The organism is Streptomyces sp. CA-142005, from assembly GCF_050942335.1.
Taxonomy (GTDB): Bacteria; Actinomycetota; Actinomycetes; order Streptomycetales; family Streptomycetaceae; genus Streptomyces.
In genome coordinates, this window is the sequence record NZ_CP192078.1 from 6,712,445 (window position 1) to 6,729,804 (window position 17,360).

The following is a 17,360-nucleotide window of genomic DNA, read 5'->3' on the forward strand; positions in this document are numbered from 1 at the left end:
CCGGAGTCGATGACGCATGCCCGAAAACGAGACCTGGGACTACACGCTCTACATCCCGAACGACCTCAGAGCCGTGACCGTCTGCCGCCGCACCCTGCGCCTGATCCTGACCATGCACGGGTTGATCGGCCGGGTGGACACGGCGGAACTTCTGGCGGCGGAGCTGGTGTCGAACGCCGTGCGGCACACGAAGGGGCCGGCCGCGCTGAGGGTGCGTCGTACCCCGGAGGGGATGGTGTGGATCGGGGCGTGGGACACCGACCCGACGCCGCCGGATCCGCCGCGTCCGCTGGAGCAGGTGGCGGAGCTGGAGGACGGGCGGGGTCTGGGGCTGGTGAAGATCTTCCAGAAGGATCCAACGCTGCTGACGAAGGCGTTACAGAAGGTCCTGCACGTGCCGTTTCCCGAACCGAGGGAGATCGCGGCGCTGAACATCGACCTCACCGAGATCGAGCCGGTCGAGCGCCGCGTGGACACGCTGCTGCGGGCGGAGACGGACGAGGGCACGTATCTGCTGGTGGTGGAGTCGCAGGGGAAGGTGGACGAGCGCAAGCGGGGCAGCTGGCCGTACTAACTGAGCTACTTGTACGAGAAGTACCGCTGTGAGCCGGTGCTGATCGTCATCACCCAGAGCAGTAGGACCGCCCAGTGGGCCTCGCGTCCGATCCGGTTCGGTTTCCGGGACTGGCACTCGCTGACGGTACGACCCCTCGTCCTCGGTCCGGACAACGTGCCGGTGATCGCGAACGAGCGGCAGGCCGAGAAGGACGTCCCCCTTGCGGTGCTCTCGGCCATGACACACGGGCGTGGACCGCAAGCGGCGGCCATACTGGAGTCCCTGGCCACCGCCCTGCGGACCATCGACCCCGACAGTGCCGCAGTCTTCGTGCAGTTCGTCGACTCCTGCCTGGCCGACCCCCAGGCGAAGCAGATGTGGAGGGATCTGATGACGGCGATCCAGTACTTCTGGCGACACCCGCTGGCCGAGCAGGTACGGGAGGAGGGCCGGATTCAGGACCGCCAGGAGATGACCCTGCGCATCTTGGAATGGCGTGGCATCCCCGTGCCCGACTCCATCCGTGAGCGCGTGATGGCCTGCACGGACCTGGACCAGCTCGAGGCGTGGGCCCAGCGAGCCGTGCATGCCACGGATGCGGCGGAGTTGTTCGACACGGAGTGAGTACGTGGCCGTTGGGTCACTCCCTTCTCGGAACGGTGCCTTGGGCCTGTAACGGAACGGATCTGCCCATCGTCTCCTTGGTGGATCGGATTCGGGCCGTCAGGTTTCGTCGTATTCGGCGCAAAGCTTGCGCAACACCGCCCCGCACCGCCGGGCATACGCGTGCTGCAACCCCCGCGTCGCCGGGCCGCCCGCCCGCGCGTACCACTTGGCCCCCTTGCTGAAGGCCGCCACCGTCAGCCAGACCGTGCCGTCGCCCGTGCGGTCGACCACGAAGGCCTCCTCGCCGCATTCGGGGTGGCCCCGCAGGGTGCCGTAGGCCCAGCCGGCCCGGCGGGGTTCCTCGGTGGTCCAGACGATGCGGCAGGGGGCCTTGATCAGGGCGGCCAGGGTGACCGTGACGTCCACGCCGGGGGCCGCGCGGTCGGCGGTGGCGTCGATGCCCACACCCAGGGCGCGGTGCATCTCCCAGGTGAGGACCGCCTCGGCCGCCCGGTGGAAGAGCTTCTGGCCCTCGCCGAGGCGGGTGCGGACGAGCATCGGGTGGAAGCCGGGCGGGCAGTACGTCAGGTCGTCGCGGGTCGCGCCGACCGGCTCGTAGGTGAAGGGCGCCGAGGACATGGGTCACAAGGGTAGGGCGGCACCCGGAAGCCCTGCCTTCCGGGTGCCGCCCGTACGCGGCTACGCGCGCGTCAGCTGACGTTGACCGCCGACCAGGCCGCGGCCACCGTGTTGTACTCGGTGCTGCCGGAGCCGTACAGGTCCTTGGCGGCGTTCAGGGTCGCCGTGCGGGCGGCCTTGTAGTTCGTCGTGGACGTCATGTACGTGGTCAGCGCCTTGTACCAGATCTGCAGCGCCTTGGCGCGGCCGATGCCCGTGACCGTGGAGCCGTTGGACGTCGGGGAGTTGTACGTCACTCCGTTGATCGTCTTTGAACCGCTGCCCTCCGACAGGAGGTAGAAGAAGTGGTTCGCCACGCCCGAGGAGTAGTGGACGTCCAGGTTGCCGACCGACGAGGACCAGTAGTCGGCGCTGCCGCCGTCCTTGCTGGGCTTGTCCATGTAGCGCAGCGGGCTGCCGTCGCCGTTGATGTCGATCTTCTCGCCGATGAGGTAGTCACCGGGGTCGGAGGCGTTGTTGGCGTAGAACTCCACGCCCGTGCCGAAGATGTCCGAGGTCGCCTCGTTCAGGCCGCCGGACTCGCCCGAGTAGTCCAGGCCCGCGGTGTTGGAGGTGACTCCGTGGCTCATCTCGTGGCCGGCCACGTCGAGCGAGGTCAGCGGGTGGGTGTTGCCGGAGCCGTCGCCGTAGGTCATGCAGAAGCAGCTGTCGTCCCAGAAGGCGTTCACGTACGAGTTGCCGTAGTGGACGCGGGAGTAGGCGCCGACGCCGTCGTTCTTGATGCCGCTGCGGCCGAAGGTGTTCTTGTAGAAGTCCCAGGTCTCCTGGGCGCCGTAGGCGGCGTCCGCGCCGGCCGTCTGGTCGGTCGAGGAGCTGGAGGCCGTGCCCGTGCCCCAGACGTTGTCGGAGTCGGTGTACAGCGTGCCCTTGCCGCCGGTCTTGTGGGCCAGGTTGTAGGTCTTGTGACCGCCCCGGGAGGCGTCGGTCAGGGTGTACGACGAGCCCGACTGCGTGGTGGTGAGGCTGACGGTGCCGGAGTACAGGGTCTTGCCGGTGCCGGTCGCGTTCTCGACGCCCTGGTACTCGAAGAGCTTCTTGCCGGTGGCGGCGTCGGTGATGACGTGCAGCCGGTTCGGGGTGCCGTCGTCCTGGAGGCCGCCGACGACCGTCTCGTAGGCGAGCACCGGCGTGCCGCCCGCCGCCCAGACCACCTTGCGGGCGCCGTCCGCGGCGGACTTGGCGGAGCCGAGGGTTCTCGCGGCGGACACCGCCTGCTTCTCGGCCTTGGCGGCGGAGATCTGCGGCTTGAGCGAGGCCACCTTGATGGCGGCCTTGGTCGCCTTGGTGACGCCCTGGGTCTTGCCGGACTTGGCGGTGTGGACGACCAGGTCGCCGCCGAGCACCGGAAGGCCCGCGTAGGTGCGCTCGTAGCGGGTGTGGAGGGTGCCGTCGGCGTCCTTGACGACGTCCTTGACGACCAGCTTCTCCTTGGCGCCGAGGCCTATCTGCTGCGCGGTCTCGGCGGCGCCGGCCTGCGCCTGCTGTATCAGCGAGGTGCGGGCGGCGGCGGACAGCGTGGTCGGCGCCGCGGCGAGGGCCGGGCCGCTCTTGCCGGCGGCCGTCGCGGTGGCGGTCAGGCCGGTGGAGAGCAGGGCTCCGGCGGCGACGGCGGTGGCGATGGCCAGGGTGGCGCGCTTGTGACGCGTGTAGAGGGGGGTCACGCAAGCTCCTTCTCGTGGGGAGTCCGGTCGGCGTGGGGTTACTGACCGGGGAGGTGGGGTGAAGCTCTGCGGCGGGTGAAGGAAGGGTGACATTAGGGGCGCGTACATGTCAGGACCCTGAAGTGATGTTGGCCGGAAGTCGACTGTCCGGGAAACGTTGCAGGTGTGTTAACGGGTGCCGTCCGAGGGTGTCGGACCCTCGGACGGCCCCCATTTCCCGGGTATTTGGCCGTCGATTTACGGGAACGTCAGCTTCCAGCCGTTGATCGTTCCGGTGTCGTAGGTGGCCTGATCCTGCACCCTCAACGTCCATGTTCCGTTGGCCGGTTCGGCGGAGGCGTTGACCGTGTAGGTCTGCTTCACGTTGTCCGCCGAGTCCGAGGAACTGAAGTTCTTCAGGCGGTAGGCGGTGCCCGACGGGCCGACGAGGTCGATCACCAGGTCGCCGCGCCAGGTGTGCGTGATGTCGACGCTCACCTGAAGGTTGCCCGGCGCGTTTCCGCTCCTGCCGGAGACCGTGATGCCGGAGGTGACGGCGGGCCCGTTGTCCGGGATGGCGACCTGGGTGTTGCTCTCGTACGTCGTACCGCCGCCTCCGCCACCGCCGCCGTCGGAGCGCGAACCGACCGCCACGGCCGCCCAGGCGTCCTGCACCGCCTTGTACTCGGTGCTGGAGGTGCCGTAGAGCTCACCGGCCGCCGCGAGGGTGCCGGTGCGGGCGCCCGCGTAGTCGGTGGTGGAGGTGAACTTGGTGGTGAGCGCCCGGTACCAGATCTGCAGCGCCTTGTCCCGGCCGATGCCGGTGACCGGAAGCCCGTCCGCGGTGGGCGAGTCGTAGCTGACGCCGTTGATCACCTTGGCGCCGCTGCCCTCCGACAGGAGGTAGAAGAAGTGGTTCGCGACGCCGGAGGAGTAGTGGACGTCGAGGTCGCCGACGCCGTCGTACCAACTGTCCGCGGAGCCGCCGTCCTTGCTCGGTTTGTCCATGTAGCGCAGCGGGGTGCCGTCGCCGTTGATGTCGATCTTCTCGCCGATGAGGTAGTCACCGACGTCGGAGCTGTTGTCGGCGTAGAACTCCACGCCGGTGCCCATGATGTCGCTGGTGGCCTCGTTCAGGCCGCCGGACTCCCCGCTGTACTCCAGGCCCGCGGTGTTGGAGGTGACGCCGTGGCTCATCTCGTGCCCCGCGACGTCGATCGAGGTCAGCGGGTCGGCGTTGTTCGAGCCGTCGCCGTAGGTCATGCAGAAGCAGCCGTCGTCCCAGAAGGCGTTGACGTACGAGTTGCCGTAGTGGACGCGGGAGTAGGCGCCGACGCCGTCGTTCTTGATGCCGCTGCGGCCGAAGGTGTTCTTGTAGAAGTCCCAGGTCTCCTGCGCGCCGTAGTGGGCGTCCGCGCCCGCGGTGGCCGCGTTGGACGTGGTGCCGTTGCCCCAGGTGTCGTTGGACTGGGAGAACAGGGTGCCGGTGCCCGAGGAGCCGTGGTTCAGGTTGTACGTCTTGTGGCCGCCGCGCGCCCCGTCGGTCAGCGTGTACGTCGAGCCCGACTGGGTCGTGGTCAGCGTGACCTGCCCGCTGTACCGGGTGTTGCCGACGCCGGTCTCGATGCCCTGGTACTCGTAGAGCTTCTTGCCGGTGGCGGCGTCGGTGATGACGTGCAGCCGGTTCGGGGTGCCGTCGTCCTGCAGGCCCCCGACGACCGTCTCGTAGGCCAGGACGGGCTTGCCGGTCGCCGCCCAGACCACTTTGCGGACGCCGTCCGCGGCGGACTTCGTCCCGCCCCGGGCCTTGGCCCGCTGTACCGCCTGCTTCTCCGCGGCGGCCTTCGACACGGCCGGGGTGAGGCCGGCGACCTTCAGGGGGGTGCCCGTGGCCCTGACGACCTCCATGGTCTTGGCGGACGTGTTGCTGTCCACGACCAGGTCGCCGCCGAGCACCGGAAGGCCGGCGTAGGTGCGCTCGTACCGGGTGTGCAGAGTGCCGTCGGCGTCCTTCACGACGTCCTTGACGACCAGCCTCTCCTTGGCGCCGAGGCCGAGGGAGCGGGCGGTGGCGGCCTTCGTGGCGTCGGCGTGGCGTATCAGCTCGGCGCGCTGCGAGGGCGTGAGCCTGACCGCCACATGGGCCGGATTCACCTTGCCGGGCCCGGGCTTGGCCGGTGCGGCGCTCGCCGCGCCCGACTGGACGGCGGCGGCGATCAGGGCGGCGACGCCGGCGAGGGCGACCGTGGCGGTACGACGCGCGGTGTGGGGGGTGCGTCTGCGAGAGGAACTGCTTCTCAACACTGACTCCTTCTGCGTGGCCGCGGGTCGCGCGGCCAGGGGAGACCGGACGGTGGGTTGGGGACGTCCGGGCAGAACAGGGCGGTGCGCGGAACCACGTGCAGGCCGGCTCACACGACGCGGGTGTGACTGTGGGGTTGCTGTGAGTCGGCCTGGGAAGAGTGACAGGGGATCAGCTTTCCTGTCAGGAGCGCGTCACAAACTTGGCCGGAAATGGTTCGTTGACCGGATGTTCATGTTCGATATGCGGATCGGTTACCGGGGCAGGAGAGCGCGGGTCACCAGGGCGGAGGGTGCGGGCCGGCAGGGCGGGCGGTGGTCGGGGCGGCGGGACCACCGCCCGCTGTGGGCACGGGCGCCGTTGTCCGGTTCTGGGTGGAGGGTTCCGGGGCGTCGGCGGTGTGCGCGGCGAACGGCTCTCAGGCCGTGGTTCGCGGATCGGAGTCCCCTTGCCAGGTCCGCCACAGGGCCGCGTAGGCGCCGTCGGCCGTCACCAGGTCCTCGTGGGTGCCCAGTTCGGTCAGGCGGCCGTTCTCCATGACCGCCACGCGGTCGGCGTCGTGGGCGGTGTGCAGGCGGTGGGCGATCGCGATGACCGTACGGCCCTCCAGCACGGCGGCGAGGGCGCGTTCGGTGTGCCGGGCCGTGGTGGGGTCCAGCAGGGCGGTGGCCTCGTCGAGGATCAGGGTGTGCGGATCCGCCAACACCACGCGCGCCAGAGCGAGCTGCTGGGTCTGCGAGCCGTCGGTGGACCGGCCGCCCGCGCCGAGCCGGGTGTCGAGGCCGTCCGGCAGGTCACGGACCCAGTCGTCGGCACCGACCGCCGCGAGCGCGGCCCACAGGTCGGCGTCCGTGGCCTCCGGTTCGGCGATCAGCAGGTTGTCGCGGACCGTGCCGAGGAACACATGGTGCTCCTGCGTCACCAGGACCACCTCGCGGCGCAGCAGCTCCGGCTCCAGTTCGGCGACCGGCACCCCGCCCACCGTCACCGTGCCCGTGCCGGGGCGGTCGATGCCCGCGAGCAACCGGCTCAGCGTCGTCTTCCCGGCGCCGGAGGGTCCCACCACGGCGAGCCGTTCCCCGGGCCGCACGGTCAGATCCACGCCACGCAGCACCTCGCCGCCGTGCTCGTAGGCGTACCGGACCCCGCGGACGTCGATCCGGTTGCCGGCCGGGACGAGGGAGCCGGCGGCGGCCTCGGCGCGGGGGGTCCGCGCGGGCGTTCCGGTCACCTTGGCCCGGGCTCGCGCCGGCCTGGTGGTGTCCTCGTGTGCGTCCCGCGCCGGCCCGGTGCCGTCCTGGCGCGGCGCCTGCGCCAGCCCCTCCACTCGGGCGAACGAGGCGCTGCTGCTCTGCAGTTGCTCCACGCGCATCAGGATCTGGTCCAGCGGCTCGGTGAACTGCCGCAGGTACAGCGCCGCGGCCACCACCGCGCCGACCCCGACCGCGCCCCGCTGGTGCAGCCAGCCGCCGAGCAGCAGCACGCCCACCACGGGCACGGTGTACGTCACCTCGACCGCCGGGAAGAACACGGTCCGCAGGAACAGCGTGTAGAAGCGGGTACGGCGGGACTGCTCCAGCGCGTCCCGGCTCGCCGCCACCCGCCGCTCGCGCAGCCCGAACGCCTCGACCGTCCGCGCCCCGGCCGCCGTCGAGGCGACGATCTCCGCGACCTGGGAGGTGGCCGCGCCCTCCGCGAGATAGCCGTCCCGGGCCCGCCGCAGATACCAGCGCAGCGCCACCCAGATGGGGGTCAGCCCGAGCAGCCCGAACGCCCCGAGCAGCGGGTCGAGCGCGAACACGGCGACCAGCACGAACAACGCCTGCACGATGCACACCAGCAGCTCAGGGCCGATGTCCCGCAGCGTGGTGCCGACGGTCGCCACGTCCGCCGTGCCGCGCGCCGTCAGATCGCCGGTGCCGGCCCGCTCGACCACGGACGCGGGCAGGGCCAGCACCCGCTCGACGTACTCCTCGCGCACCCGGGCCAGCGTCCGCTCCCCGAACCGGTACCCCACGAGCCGCGCCCACCGGGCCAGCAGCAACTGGGCCAGCGCGCACGCCAGGATCCATGGCGCGAGCCGGTCCACCGCGCCGGCGCCCTGCCCGCCCCGCACGTCGTCGACGATCCGCCCGACCAGCCAGGGCCCGACCAGCCCCGCCCCCGCCGCCAGCGCGTTGAGCAGCAGCGCACCGGTGAACGCCCGCCCGTCGGTCCGCACCAGCCGCAGCACGGCCCGTCGCACCCGAGCCCGGTCGGCGACCGGCAGCAGTCCCTCGCCCGCCGTCACCGTACGACCCCCTCCGTGTCCCGTGCCACGAGTGCCCGGTAGCCCGGCTCCGCCGCGAGCAGCCGCCGGTGTGGTCCGCTCGCCGCGACCTTGCCGTCGACCAGGAACAGGACCGTGTCCGCGCGGTCCAGCATCAGCGGCGAGGTGGACGTCACCACCGTCGTGCGGCCCTCGCGCGCCTGCCGCAGCCGCCGGGCGACCGTCGCCTCGGTGTGCGCGTCCAGCGCCGAGGTCGGCTCGATCGCGAGCAGCACCTCGGGGTCGGCCGATAACGCCCTCACCAGCCGCATGCGTTGGCGTTGTCCGCCCGACAGGTTGCGGCCCTGGCCGGACACCGGCGAGTCCGGGCCGTCCGGCAGCCCGCGTACGACGTCCTCGGCGGCCGCCGCGTACAGCGCCCGGCCGAGCTCCTGCTCGTCGGCGGTGTGCCCGGCGGCCACGACCTCCCGCAGCGGCCCGGCGAACAGGTCGGCCTCGTTGTCCGCGACCAGGATCCGCCGCCGCACGTCCGCCAGCGGGACGGCGTCCAGCCGTACGTCGCCCCAGGTGGCGTCGGTCGGTCCGAAGCGGCCGAGCCGGTCCACCACGGCGGCGGCCTCGGCGGGCCGGGCGGTGGCCAGCGCGGTCAGCCGGCCCGGCACCACCCGCACCCCCGACGCCGGATCGTGCAGCTCGGCCGGTCCCTCGGGCGCCGGGAGCGTGCCCTCGTCGGGCTCCGGCTCCAGCCGCAGCAGCCGTACCACCCGGCGCGCGGCCACCACGCCCCGGTTGAGGTCGTAGGCCATCTGCACGAAGAAGGCGACGGGACCGATCAGTACGGCGACGTAGCCGTATACGGACACCAACTCGCCGATGGTGAGGGAGCCCTGGGCCGCGAGCCGTGCCGCGAGCCAGGTCACCACGGCCAGGAACAGGGTGGGCAGGCCCACGCCGAGCGCCTGCACCCAGCTGGCCACCGCGCCCACCCGGTAGCCCTGCGCGCGCAGCCGCTGCGAGTCCTGCCGGAAGGCGTCCGCGAACAGCCCTTTGCCGCCCAGGCCGTTGAGGACGCGCAGCCCGCCCGCGAGGTCGCCGATGCGCGCGGTCAGCACGCCCTGCCGTTCCCGGTAGGAGGTCTCCGCGCCCTGCAGCCGCAGCGTCAGCGGTCCGGTGACCAGCGCGATCACCGGCAGTCCGAGCAGCACGACGGCGGCGAGCGGCGCCGAGATCGCCAGCAGCAGCCCGGCCACCACGACGTAGACCACGGCCGAGCCGACGCCCGGTCCGACCACGGTCAGGGACTGCGCGACGGTGTGCACGTCGCCGACCCCGATCGTCACCACCTCACCGGCCCCGGCCCGGCGCGGCAGCGCGGCCCCGAGCCGCACCACCTGGCCCACGACGACCTTGACCGTGCGGAAGTAGGCGTCCATCCGCACCCGGGTCATCGTGCGGTGCCGCATGATGCTCAGCCAGGCGTTCACCGACCCGACCACGAACATCACCGCGGTCCACGCGGCCAGCACCCCCAGCCGCCCCGGCACCAGCCCCTCGTCCACGGACCGCGCCATCAGATACGGCTGCGCGGCCAGCAGCACCATCCACACACTGCCCAGCAGCGCCCCGGCCAGCGACCGTCCGGGCTGGCGCAGCACCAGCCACCACAGATAGCGCCAGCCGCCGCGCGTGTCCGGGGTGCCCGGATCCTCGTACGCGTCGATCATCGATCCCCCGATCGGCTCGGCCTCGCCCTGGGAAACGTCGAACCTATCGGGGGCGGGGACGGCTGCTCCAGCCAATTAAGCCGGGGTGGTCCTACCCGAGGATCCCCCGGTCGTACCCCGCCGCCACCGCCGCCGCCCGGTCGTTGACGCCGAGCTTGGCGTACAGATGGGTGAGGTGGGTCTTCACCGTGGCCTCGCTGATGAAGAGTTCGCGGGCGATCTCGCGGTTCGACGTGCCCTTGGCCACCAGGGCCAGGACCTCGCGCTCGCGGGCCGAGAGCGGCTCGCCCGCCGGGGTGCGGGGCGCGCGGACGGCGTGGACCAGGCGGGAGGCGACGGCGGGGGAGAGGACCGTACGGCCCTCGGCGGCGGCGCGGACGGCGGTGAACAGCTCGTCGCGCGGAGCGTCCTTGAGGAGGTAGCCGGTCGCGCCCGCCTCGATCGCGGGCAGGGTGTCGGAGTCGGTGTCGTAGGTGGTGAGGACCAGGACCTTCGCGCGGGCGCCCCGGCGGGTCAGCTCGCGGATCGCGTCGACGCCCGAGCCGCCCGGCATCCGCAGGTCCATCAGGACCACGTCCGGGTCCAGGGCCGCGGCCCTGGCCACCGCTTCGGTACCGTTCGCCGCCTCCCCCAGCACCCGGAAGCCCGGGGCCGACTCGAACATGCCGCGCAGGCCGTCGCGGACCACCGGATGGTCGTCGACGATCAGGAGGGTGATGGCGGGGTCAGCGGTCATCGCGGACCAAGGGTACGCGAGCGGACACCGCCGTGCCGTGCCCCGGCTCCGACTCCACCGTGAGGGAACCGGCGATGCGCTCGGCGCGGGCCCGCATCCCGTCCAGGCCGAAGCCGCCGCTGTGCGTGCGCTCCGGTACGGCGGCCGGGTCGAAGCCGGTGCCGTCGTCGCGGATGTCGAGGGTGACCTCGTCGCCCATGAAGGACAGGGTCACCCCGACCCGGGTCGGGCGGGCGTGCCGGGCCGCGTTGGACAGGGCCTCCTGGGCGATGCGCAGCAGGGTCGCCGAGACCTCGTCGTGCGGCTGCTCGGCGGTGCCGGTGACCGTGAACTCGGCGCGCACTCCGGCGCGCTCGCCCCATTCGGCGACCGTCTTCTTCAGCGCCTCCGGCAGTCCGTCGGCGGCCAGGGCGACCGGGGCGAGGTTGTGCACCGAGCGGCGGGCCTCGCCGAGGCTGTGCCGGGCGAGGTCGGAGGCGCGCTCCAGATGGGTGCGGGCCGTGCTGAGGTCGGGGGCGTTCGCCACGACCTGGAGCTGGGCGATGATCCCGGTCAGGCCCTGGGCGATGGTGTCGTGGATCTCGGCGGCGAGCCGGCGGCGCTCGTCGGCGACGCCCGCCTCCCGTGCCTGGACCAGGAGTTGGGCGTGCAGGGCGGCGTTCTCGTCCAGGGCCTGCTGCAACGCCGTGTTGGTGCGCTCCAGTTCGTCGATGGTCTCGGCCTGGACACGGGCGCGTTCCTGCTCCTGTTGGGCGTACCGGGTGAACACGCTGACCATGCCCATGTTGACGGCCAGGACGAGGAAGAAGCCGAGCCACAGGATGAGCCCGTGCGGCGGCCAGCCGCCGATCTCGCTGCCGGCCATGGTGACGGCGGTCAGGAAGAGACCGGGCAGCACCAGACGGCGGGGCAGCTCCCGGGCCGCGGTGTAGTAGCCGGTGACGGCGTAGAAGGCGAAGAACGGGTTGGCCCAGGTCAGCACGAAGGCGATGGCCCAGCGCAGCAGGTAGAGGCAGACACCGGTCCGGCTCGGGCCCGGCCGCTTCCGCTTCACCCTCCCCCAGCACAGCTGCAGCACGACGGCCGCGGGGACGAGCGCGGCGGAGACGACCATCCCGGGCCGGTCCATGCCGACCGCGCGGGCCGAGATCGCCGCCGCGACGACACCGACGCCCAGCAACGCCCAGGGCCCCCATGTGTCGAAGGACGCCCGGGGCTGCTGGTGCGCGGCGGTCGTCATCCCACCAGTGTCCGGCACGGCTTCCTCACTCCCAGCGGAACCAGCGAGCCGCCCCCGCCGTCAGCAGCACCGTCCAGGCCGCGAGCACGCCCAGGTACTGCCAGCCCGGCCAGTGCCCGGCCGCCGCCTCGCCCAGGGCGCGAGCCGCCGCGCCGAACGGGGTGAGCTGGACCACCCGGGCCAGCGGGTGCGGCATCTCCTGCACCGGCAGCCACACGCCCGCGCAGAACATCATCGGGAAGAACACCGCCGAGCCGATCGCGCTCGCGATCTTCGTGGTGCGGGACAGCGCCGAGACGACCGAGCCGAGGGCGAGCGCCGAGGCGGTCGCGAGCAGCAGGGCCAGCAGATACCCGGCCGGCTGCTCGGGCAGCGTCACGTCGAAGGCGAGCCGGCCGACGACGAGCGCGAGCAGCGCCGAGGCCAGCGCCACCGTGCCCTGCACGACCATCTGCGCGGACAGCAGGGCGGAGGGCCGTACGGGGGTGAGCCGCATCCGGCGCAGGATGCCCCGCTCCCGGTGGCCGGTCAGGACCTGGGGCAGCGACTGCACCCCGGACATGATCAGCGCGATCAGCACGGCGATGGGGACGTAGGCGTCGACCGGCCGCAGCCCGCCCAGGGACTTGTCGGCCTCCCGGAACGACGGGATCGAGCCGAGGATGACCAGGAGCAGCGTCGGGAACAGGAAGATCCAGAACACGGCGCCGGGTTCCCGGCGGAACAGACGGAACTCGGTGCGCAGGACGGCGGTGTTCATGCCGCGGCCTCCTTCGTCAGGTCCAGGAACGCGTCGTCGAGGGTGGCGTCGAGGACGCGCAGCTGATGGGCGGTGACGCGGTGCCGGGCGAGCAGCGTGATGACCGCGTTCACGGTCTCGTCGGTGCCGGAGAGCGTGATCCGGCCGTCCTTGCGCTCGATCGAGGCGATGGCGGGGAGGGCGGCGAGGTCGTCGTCGTCCAGCGGGGCCGACGGGGTGAAGCTGATGACGGTGGCGCCCGCCGACCGGCGGATCAGCCCGGCCGGGGTGTCCAGGGCGGCCAACCGCCCCTTGTCGATCACCGCGATCCGGTCGCACAGCCGCTGCGCCTCCTCCATGAAGTGGGTGACGAGGAGCACGGTGACGCCGCTCGCGCGGACGTCCTCGATCAGCTGCCAGGTGTCGCGGCGGGCGCGCGGGTCGAGCCCGGTGGTCAGCTCGTCCAGCACGACCACCCGCGGGTTGCCGACGAGGGCCAGCGCGATGAACAGCCGCTGCCGCTGCCCGCCGGACAGCCTGGCGAACCGGGTGCCGAGCTTGGCGGTGAGGCCGAGGCGCTCGGCGAGCGGCCGCCAGTCGGCGGCGTCCGGGTGGAAGGAGGCGTACAGCTCCAGCGCCTCGCGCACGGTCAGCTTGGGCTGCAGCTCGCTCTGCTGGAGCTGGGCGCCGAGGATCCTGGCGACCTCGTCGTGGTCGGCGACCGGGTCGAGACCGGCGACCCGGACCCGGCCGGCGTCGGGCACGCGCAGCCCCTCGACGCACTCCACGGTGGTGGTCTTGCCGGCGCCGTTCGGGCCGAGGATCCCGAAGACCTCGCCCTCCTCGACGGCGAAGGAGACGCCGTCGACGACGGCCCGGCCGCCGTACGCCTTGCGCAGATCGGTGACTTCGATGACGGATGGCATGCTCCGAGAATCCCGGGCGTCAGGGGCCCGGCACATCGGCCGCCTCGCTCGAAGCGGCATCGTCCGATCGGTTGATGCCGGCTACGACCTCCGTGTCCGGGTGCTCGAACAGGCAGGTCGTAGGACCAACGGCGGACCCGGGTCCGGCCGAAACTCAGTGGGCGATGTCAGTGCCGGTCCGTACGCTCGCGAGTGATGCCCACGACACGTGCAACCACCGAGGACCGTTCCGCCGTTCGTACCCTGCTGCGGCTGTGGCCGTACGTCCGCCCCGTGCGGGCACGGCTGTTCACGGCCGCGTTCGTCGCGATCGTCGCCTCCTGCACCGGCCTGGTGATCCCGCTCGTCCTGAAGTGGATCGTGGACGGACCGGTCGCCGACCGGGACCCGGCGGGAGTCTGGCTCGGGGCGCTGTATCTGCTCCTGCTCGGGATCGCCGAGGCGGTCCTGTTCGGCATACGGCGCTGGCTCGTGGCCCGTCCGCTGTCGCGCGTCGAGGCGGAGATGCGGGCAGGCCTCTACGGCCATCTGCAGCGGCTGCCCGTCGCCTTCCACGACCGCTGGGCCTCCGGCCAGCTGCTGTCGCGCGGCACGACCGACCTGATGCTGGTGCGCATGTTCCTCGCCTTCCCGCTGACCTTCCTGCTGGTCAACGCGGTCACCATCCTGGTCGGCGTGGTGATCATGCTGATCCAGGACTGGGTGCTCGGGCTGGTCATCCTCGGTCCGGCCATCCCCGTGATGTGGACCTGCGCGGTCTTCGAGCGGCGCTACGCCCTGGTGGCGCGGCGCGCGCAGGACCAGGTCGGCGACCTGACGACGGTGGTCGAGGAGAGCGTGCTCGGCATCCGCATCATCAAGGGCTTCGGCCGGCACCGCAGCCAGGCCCGGGCGTTCCGCGAGCTGGCGGTCACCCTGCGCGGCACCGAGCTGCGCAAGGCGCGGCTGCTGGCGGTGATCTGGGGTGTCATCGTGACGCTGCCGGAGCTGGCGATCGGGGCGGCGCTGGTGCTGGGTGCGGTACAGGTGGCCGACGGGGGGCTGTCGGCGGGCACGCTGGTCGCCTTTCTGAGTACGGCACTCGCGCTGCGGTGGCCCGTGGACTCGATCGGGTTCCTGCTGGCGATGAGCCAGGAGGCGGCGACGGCCACGGAACGGTACTTCGAGGTGATGGACGAGGTGCCGGAGGACCGGGGCACCCCCGCGGCCCGAGCGGCACGACGGCCCGCGGCCACGTACGGACTCCGGTTCGAGAACGTCTCCTTCCGCTACCCCGATGCACCCCCCGGCTCCCCGCCCCTCCTCCACGGCATCGACCTCCACATCCGCCCCGGCGAGTCCATGGCCCTGGTCGGAGCCACCGGCAGCGGGAAGACGACGCTCACCGCCCTCGTCCCCCGCCTGCACGAGGTCACCTCGGGCCGCATCACCCTCAACGGCGTCGACATCGCCGCGATGCCCCGCGAGGAACTGCGCGCCAAGGTCGCCGTCGCCTTCGAGGAACCCACGCTGTTCTCCACGAGCGTCGGCGGGAACGTGCTGATGGGAGCCCCGGACGGCGCCGCGAAGCCGGACCTCGACCGGGCCCTCGCCGTGGCCCAGGCCGACTTCGCGCACGCCCTCCCCCAGGGCACCGACACCCGCGTCGGCGAACAGGGCCTCAGTCTCTCCGGCGGCCAGCGGCAGCGCCTCGCGCTGGCCCGCGCGGTGGTCGGCAGACCGGAGTTCCTGGTGCTGGACGACCCGCTGTCCGCCCTGGACGTCCACACGGAGGCCGCCGTCGAGGCCGCGCTGCGGCAGGTCCTCGCCGACACCACCGCGCTGATCGTGGCCCACCGCCCGTCGACGGTGCTGCTCGCCGACCGGGTCGCCCTGCTCTCGGGCGGCCGGATCGCCGCCGTCGGCACCCACCAGGAACTGCTGCGCTCCAACCCCGAGTACGCGCATCTGATGTCCGGAGACTTCGAGGACACGGAGGACTCCCGTTGACCACCACCACCGCCTCCACGCCCACCGCCGAGGACGACGAACTCCCCGGCCCGCAGGGGCAGGGCACCGGCAACGACTCGGGCGACGTCTTCGACCGGGACGTACTGCCCGCCCCGCCCGGCGCCACGGCCGCCCTGCTGCGCTCCCTGCTCGCGCCCCTGAAGGCCCGGGCCGTGGTCACCACGCTCCTGCTGCTGTTCCAGCAGGCGGCGGTCCAGGTGGGCCCGCTGCTGGTGGCGTACGCCATCGACAACGCAGTACCGGCGTTCCGGGACCACCGGTACGGCCCGCTGACCGCGGTCGCCGTCGGCTATCTGCTGTGCGCCCTCGCCTCCGGCCTGCTGCAGTTCGCGTTCATCGAGGCCTCCGCCCGGGTCAGCCAGGACGTGCTGCTCGATCTGCGGGGCCGGATCTTCCGGCACGCTCAGGCACTGAGCATCGACTTCCACGAGCGGTACACCTCCGGGCGGCTGATCTCCCGCTCCACCACCGACGTGGAGTCGCTGCGCGAACTCCTCAACGACGGGCTCCAGGAGCTGGTGACCGTCGTGCTGTCCTTCGTCTACATCTCGGCGATGCTGCTGTGGCTGGACCTCTCGCTGGGCGCGGTCGCGGTGGCCTCGTTCGTGCCGCTGTACCTGCTCGTCCGCGTCTACCAGCGCCGGGCGGGGCGGGTGTACCGGGCGCGGTCGACGGCGATCGCGGCGGTGATCGTGAAGTTCGTGGAGACGATGAACGGCATCCGCCCGGTGCGCGCCTTCCGCCGGGAGGCGGCCAACGACGCCGAGTTCGCCGTGCTCAACAGACGGCACGAGCGGACGAACGGCGACGCGCTGCTGGAGATGGCCCGCTATGTGGTCGGCTCCCGGCTGGTCGCCAACACGGCGGTCGCGGGGATCGTGCTGTGGGGCGCCTACCGGGTGGCGTCCGGCTCTTTGGAGCTGGGGGTGCTGGCGGCGGCGGTGCTGTATCTGCGCCGGCTGTACGACCCGATCGACCGGCTGGGGATGTTCCTGAACTCCTACCAGTCGGCCGCCGCCTCGCTGGAGAAGGTCGCCGGGCTGCTGGCCCAGACCCCGTCCGTGCCGGAACCGGCGGCACCCCGTGAACTGCCGCCCGTCGAGAGCGGCTTCCCCGGCCGCGAGGTCGTCTTCGAGGGGGTCCGGTTCGGCTACCGCACCGGCGGCGAGGTGCTGCCCCGCTTCGATCTGACCCTGCCGGCCGGTCAGACGGTCGCCGTGGTCGGCTCCACGGGCGCCGGCAAGTCCACGCTCGCCAAGCTCCTGGCCCGCTTCTACGACCCCTCCGACGGCCGCGTGCTGCTGGACGGCGTGGACCTGCGCGAGCTGCCCGTGCCGGAACTGCGGCGCGGGGTGGTCATGGTGACCCAGGAGGCCTTTCTGTTCTCGGGCACGGTCGCCGACAACATCGCCATCGGCCGGCCCGACGCCACCCGGGAGGAGATCGAGCGGGCGGCGAAGGCGATCGGCGCGCACGAGTTCATCAGCGCCCTGCCCGACGGCTACGACACCGACGTCCGCAAGCGCGGCGGGCGCATCTCGGCGGGGCAGCGCCAACTGGTCTCCTTCGCCCGCGCGTTGCTTGCCGACCCGGCGGTGCTGATCCTGGACGAGGCGACCAGTTCGCTGGACATCCCGGGCGAGCGGGCCGTGCAGCGGGCGATGTCGACGGTGCTGCGGGGCCGTACGGCGGTGGTGATCGCACACCGGCTGTCGACTGTGGAGATCGCCGACCGGGTGCTGGTGATGGAGCACGGCAGGATCGTCGAGGACGGCCGACCGGAGGAACTGATCGGCGGCACGGGCCGGTTCGCGGATCTGCACAAGGCGTGGCGGGACAGCCTGGCGTAGGTGTGCGGTTCAGCTGGTGTTCACGCGGGCTGTGATGGGTAGTTGACGAGTGATCACGCCCGC

At 72.0% G+C, this 17,360-nt stretch carries 11 protein-coding genes and 2 pseudogenes; 4 read left to right on the forward strand and 9 right to left on the reverse strand.

Features of this window, described 5'->3' with window-relative positions:
• Positions 1-16: 16 nt before the first annotated feature.
• Positions 17-340: pseudogene (locus ACQPXS_RS31410) on the forward strand (ATP-binding protein); the annotation flags it as partial.
• A pseudogene (locus ACQPXS_RS31415) lies at positions 326-1,180 on the forward strand (hypothetical protein). The pseudogenes ACQPXS_RS31410 and ACQPXS_RS31415, both read left to right, overlap by 15 nt.
• A 99-nt stretch (positions 1,181-1,279) precedes the next feature.
• Here ACQPXS_RS31415 and ACQPXS_RS31420 read toward each other — a convergent pair.
• The 9 genes from ACQPXS_RS31420 to ACQPXS_RS31460 form a co-directional block, all read right to left on the reverse strand.
• Positions 1,280-1,801, reverse strand: a complete 522-nt coding sequence (locus tag ACQPXS_RS31420; protein ID WP_433452638.1) for a DUF1990 domain-containing protein — start codon at positions 1,799-1,801, stop codon at positions 1,280-1,282.
• A gap of 71 nt (positions 1,802-1,872) precedes the next feature.
• A complete protein-coding gene (locus tag ACQPXS_RS31425) occupies positions 1,873-3,522 on the reverse strand; it encodes a M4 family metallopeptidase (protein WP_433452639.1) in 1,650 nt (549 codons plus the stop codon).
• Between the two features lie 237 nt (positions 3,523-3,759).
• Positions 3,760-5,802 carry a M4 family metallopeptidase gene (locus ACQPXS_RS31430; RefSeq protein ID WP_433452640.1) on the reverse strand — a complete coding sequence of 681 codons (2,043 nt, stop codon included), beginning with the start codon at positions 5,800-5,802 and terminating at the stop codon, positions 3,760-3,762.
• 419 nt (positions 5,803-6,221) lie between these two features.
• Complete coding sequence (locus ACQPXS_RS31435; protein WP_433452642.1) at positions 6,222-8,093, reverse strand: ABC transporter ATP-binding protein; 1,872 nt, start codon at positions 8,091-8,093, stop codon at positions 6,222-6,224.
• Positions 8,090-9,796, reverse strand: a complete 1,707-nt coding sequence (locus ACQPXS_RS31440) for an ABC transporter transmembrane domain-containing protein (protein ID WP_433456041.1) — start codon at positions 9,794-9,796, stop codon at positions 8,090-8,092. The genes ACQPXS_RS31435 and ACQPXS_RS31440 overlap by 4 nt, the downstream gene beginning before the upstream one ends.
• Positions 9,797-9,887: 91 nt before the next feature.
• On the reverse strand, positions 9,888-10,532 hold the full coding sequence (locus ACQPXS_RS31445) for a response regulator transcription factor (RefSeq protein WP_365333245.1): 645 nt from the start codon (positions 10,530-10,532) through the stop codon (positions 9,888-9,890).
• On the reverse strand, positions 10,522-11,772 hold the full coding sequence (locus ACQPXS_RS31450) for a sensor histidine kinase (RefSeq protein WP_433452644.1): 1,251 nt from the start codon (positions 11,770-11,772) through the stop codon (positions 10,522-10,524). The genes ACQPXS_RS31445 and ACQPXS_RS31450 overlap by 11 nt, the downstream gene beginning before the upstream one ends.
• A 25-nt stretch (positions 11,773-11,797) precedes the next feature.
• Positions 11,798-12,532, reverse strand: coding sequence for an ABC transporter permease (locus tag ACQPXS_RS31455; RefSeq protein ID WP_356310365.1), 735 nt, complete (start codon positions 12,530-12,532; stop codon positions 11,798-11,800).
• Positions 12,529-13,437 (reverse strand): ATP-binding cassette domain-containing protein, encoded by a 909-nt coding sequence (locus ACQPXS_RS31460; protein ID WP_433452645.1) that lies wholly within the window; start codon positions 13,435-13,437, stop codon positions 12,529-12,531. The genes ACQPXS_RS31455 and ACQPXS_RS31460 overlap by 4 nt, the downstream gene beginning before the upstream one ends.
• A gap of 195 nt (positions 13,438-13,632) precedes the next feature.
• On the opposite strand from ACQPXS_RS31460, the gene ACQPXS_RS31465 reads away from it, so the two are divergent.
• Together ACQPXS_RS31465 and ACQPXS_RS31470 are read left to right on the forward strand one after the other, a co-directional pair.
• Positions 13,633-15,426 carry an ABC transporter ATP-binding protein gene (locus ACQPXS_RS31465; RefSeq protein WP_433452647.1) on the forward strand — a complete coding sequence of 598 codons (1,794 nt, stop codon included), beginning with the start codon at positions 13,633-13,635 and terminating at the stop codon, positions 15,424-15,426.
• Positions 15,423-17,297 (forward strand): ABC transporter ATP-binding protein, encoded by a 1,875-nt coding sequence (locus ACQPXS_RS31470; protein WP_433452648.1) that lies wholly within the window; start codon positions 15,423-15,425, stop codon positions 17,295-17,297. The genes ACQPXS_RS31465 and ACQPXS_RS31470 overlap by 4 nt, the downstream gene beginning before the upstream one ends.
• The last annotated feature ends 63 nt before the right edge of the window (positions 17,298-17,360 follow it).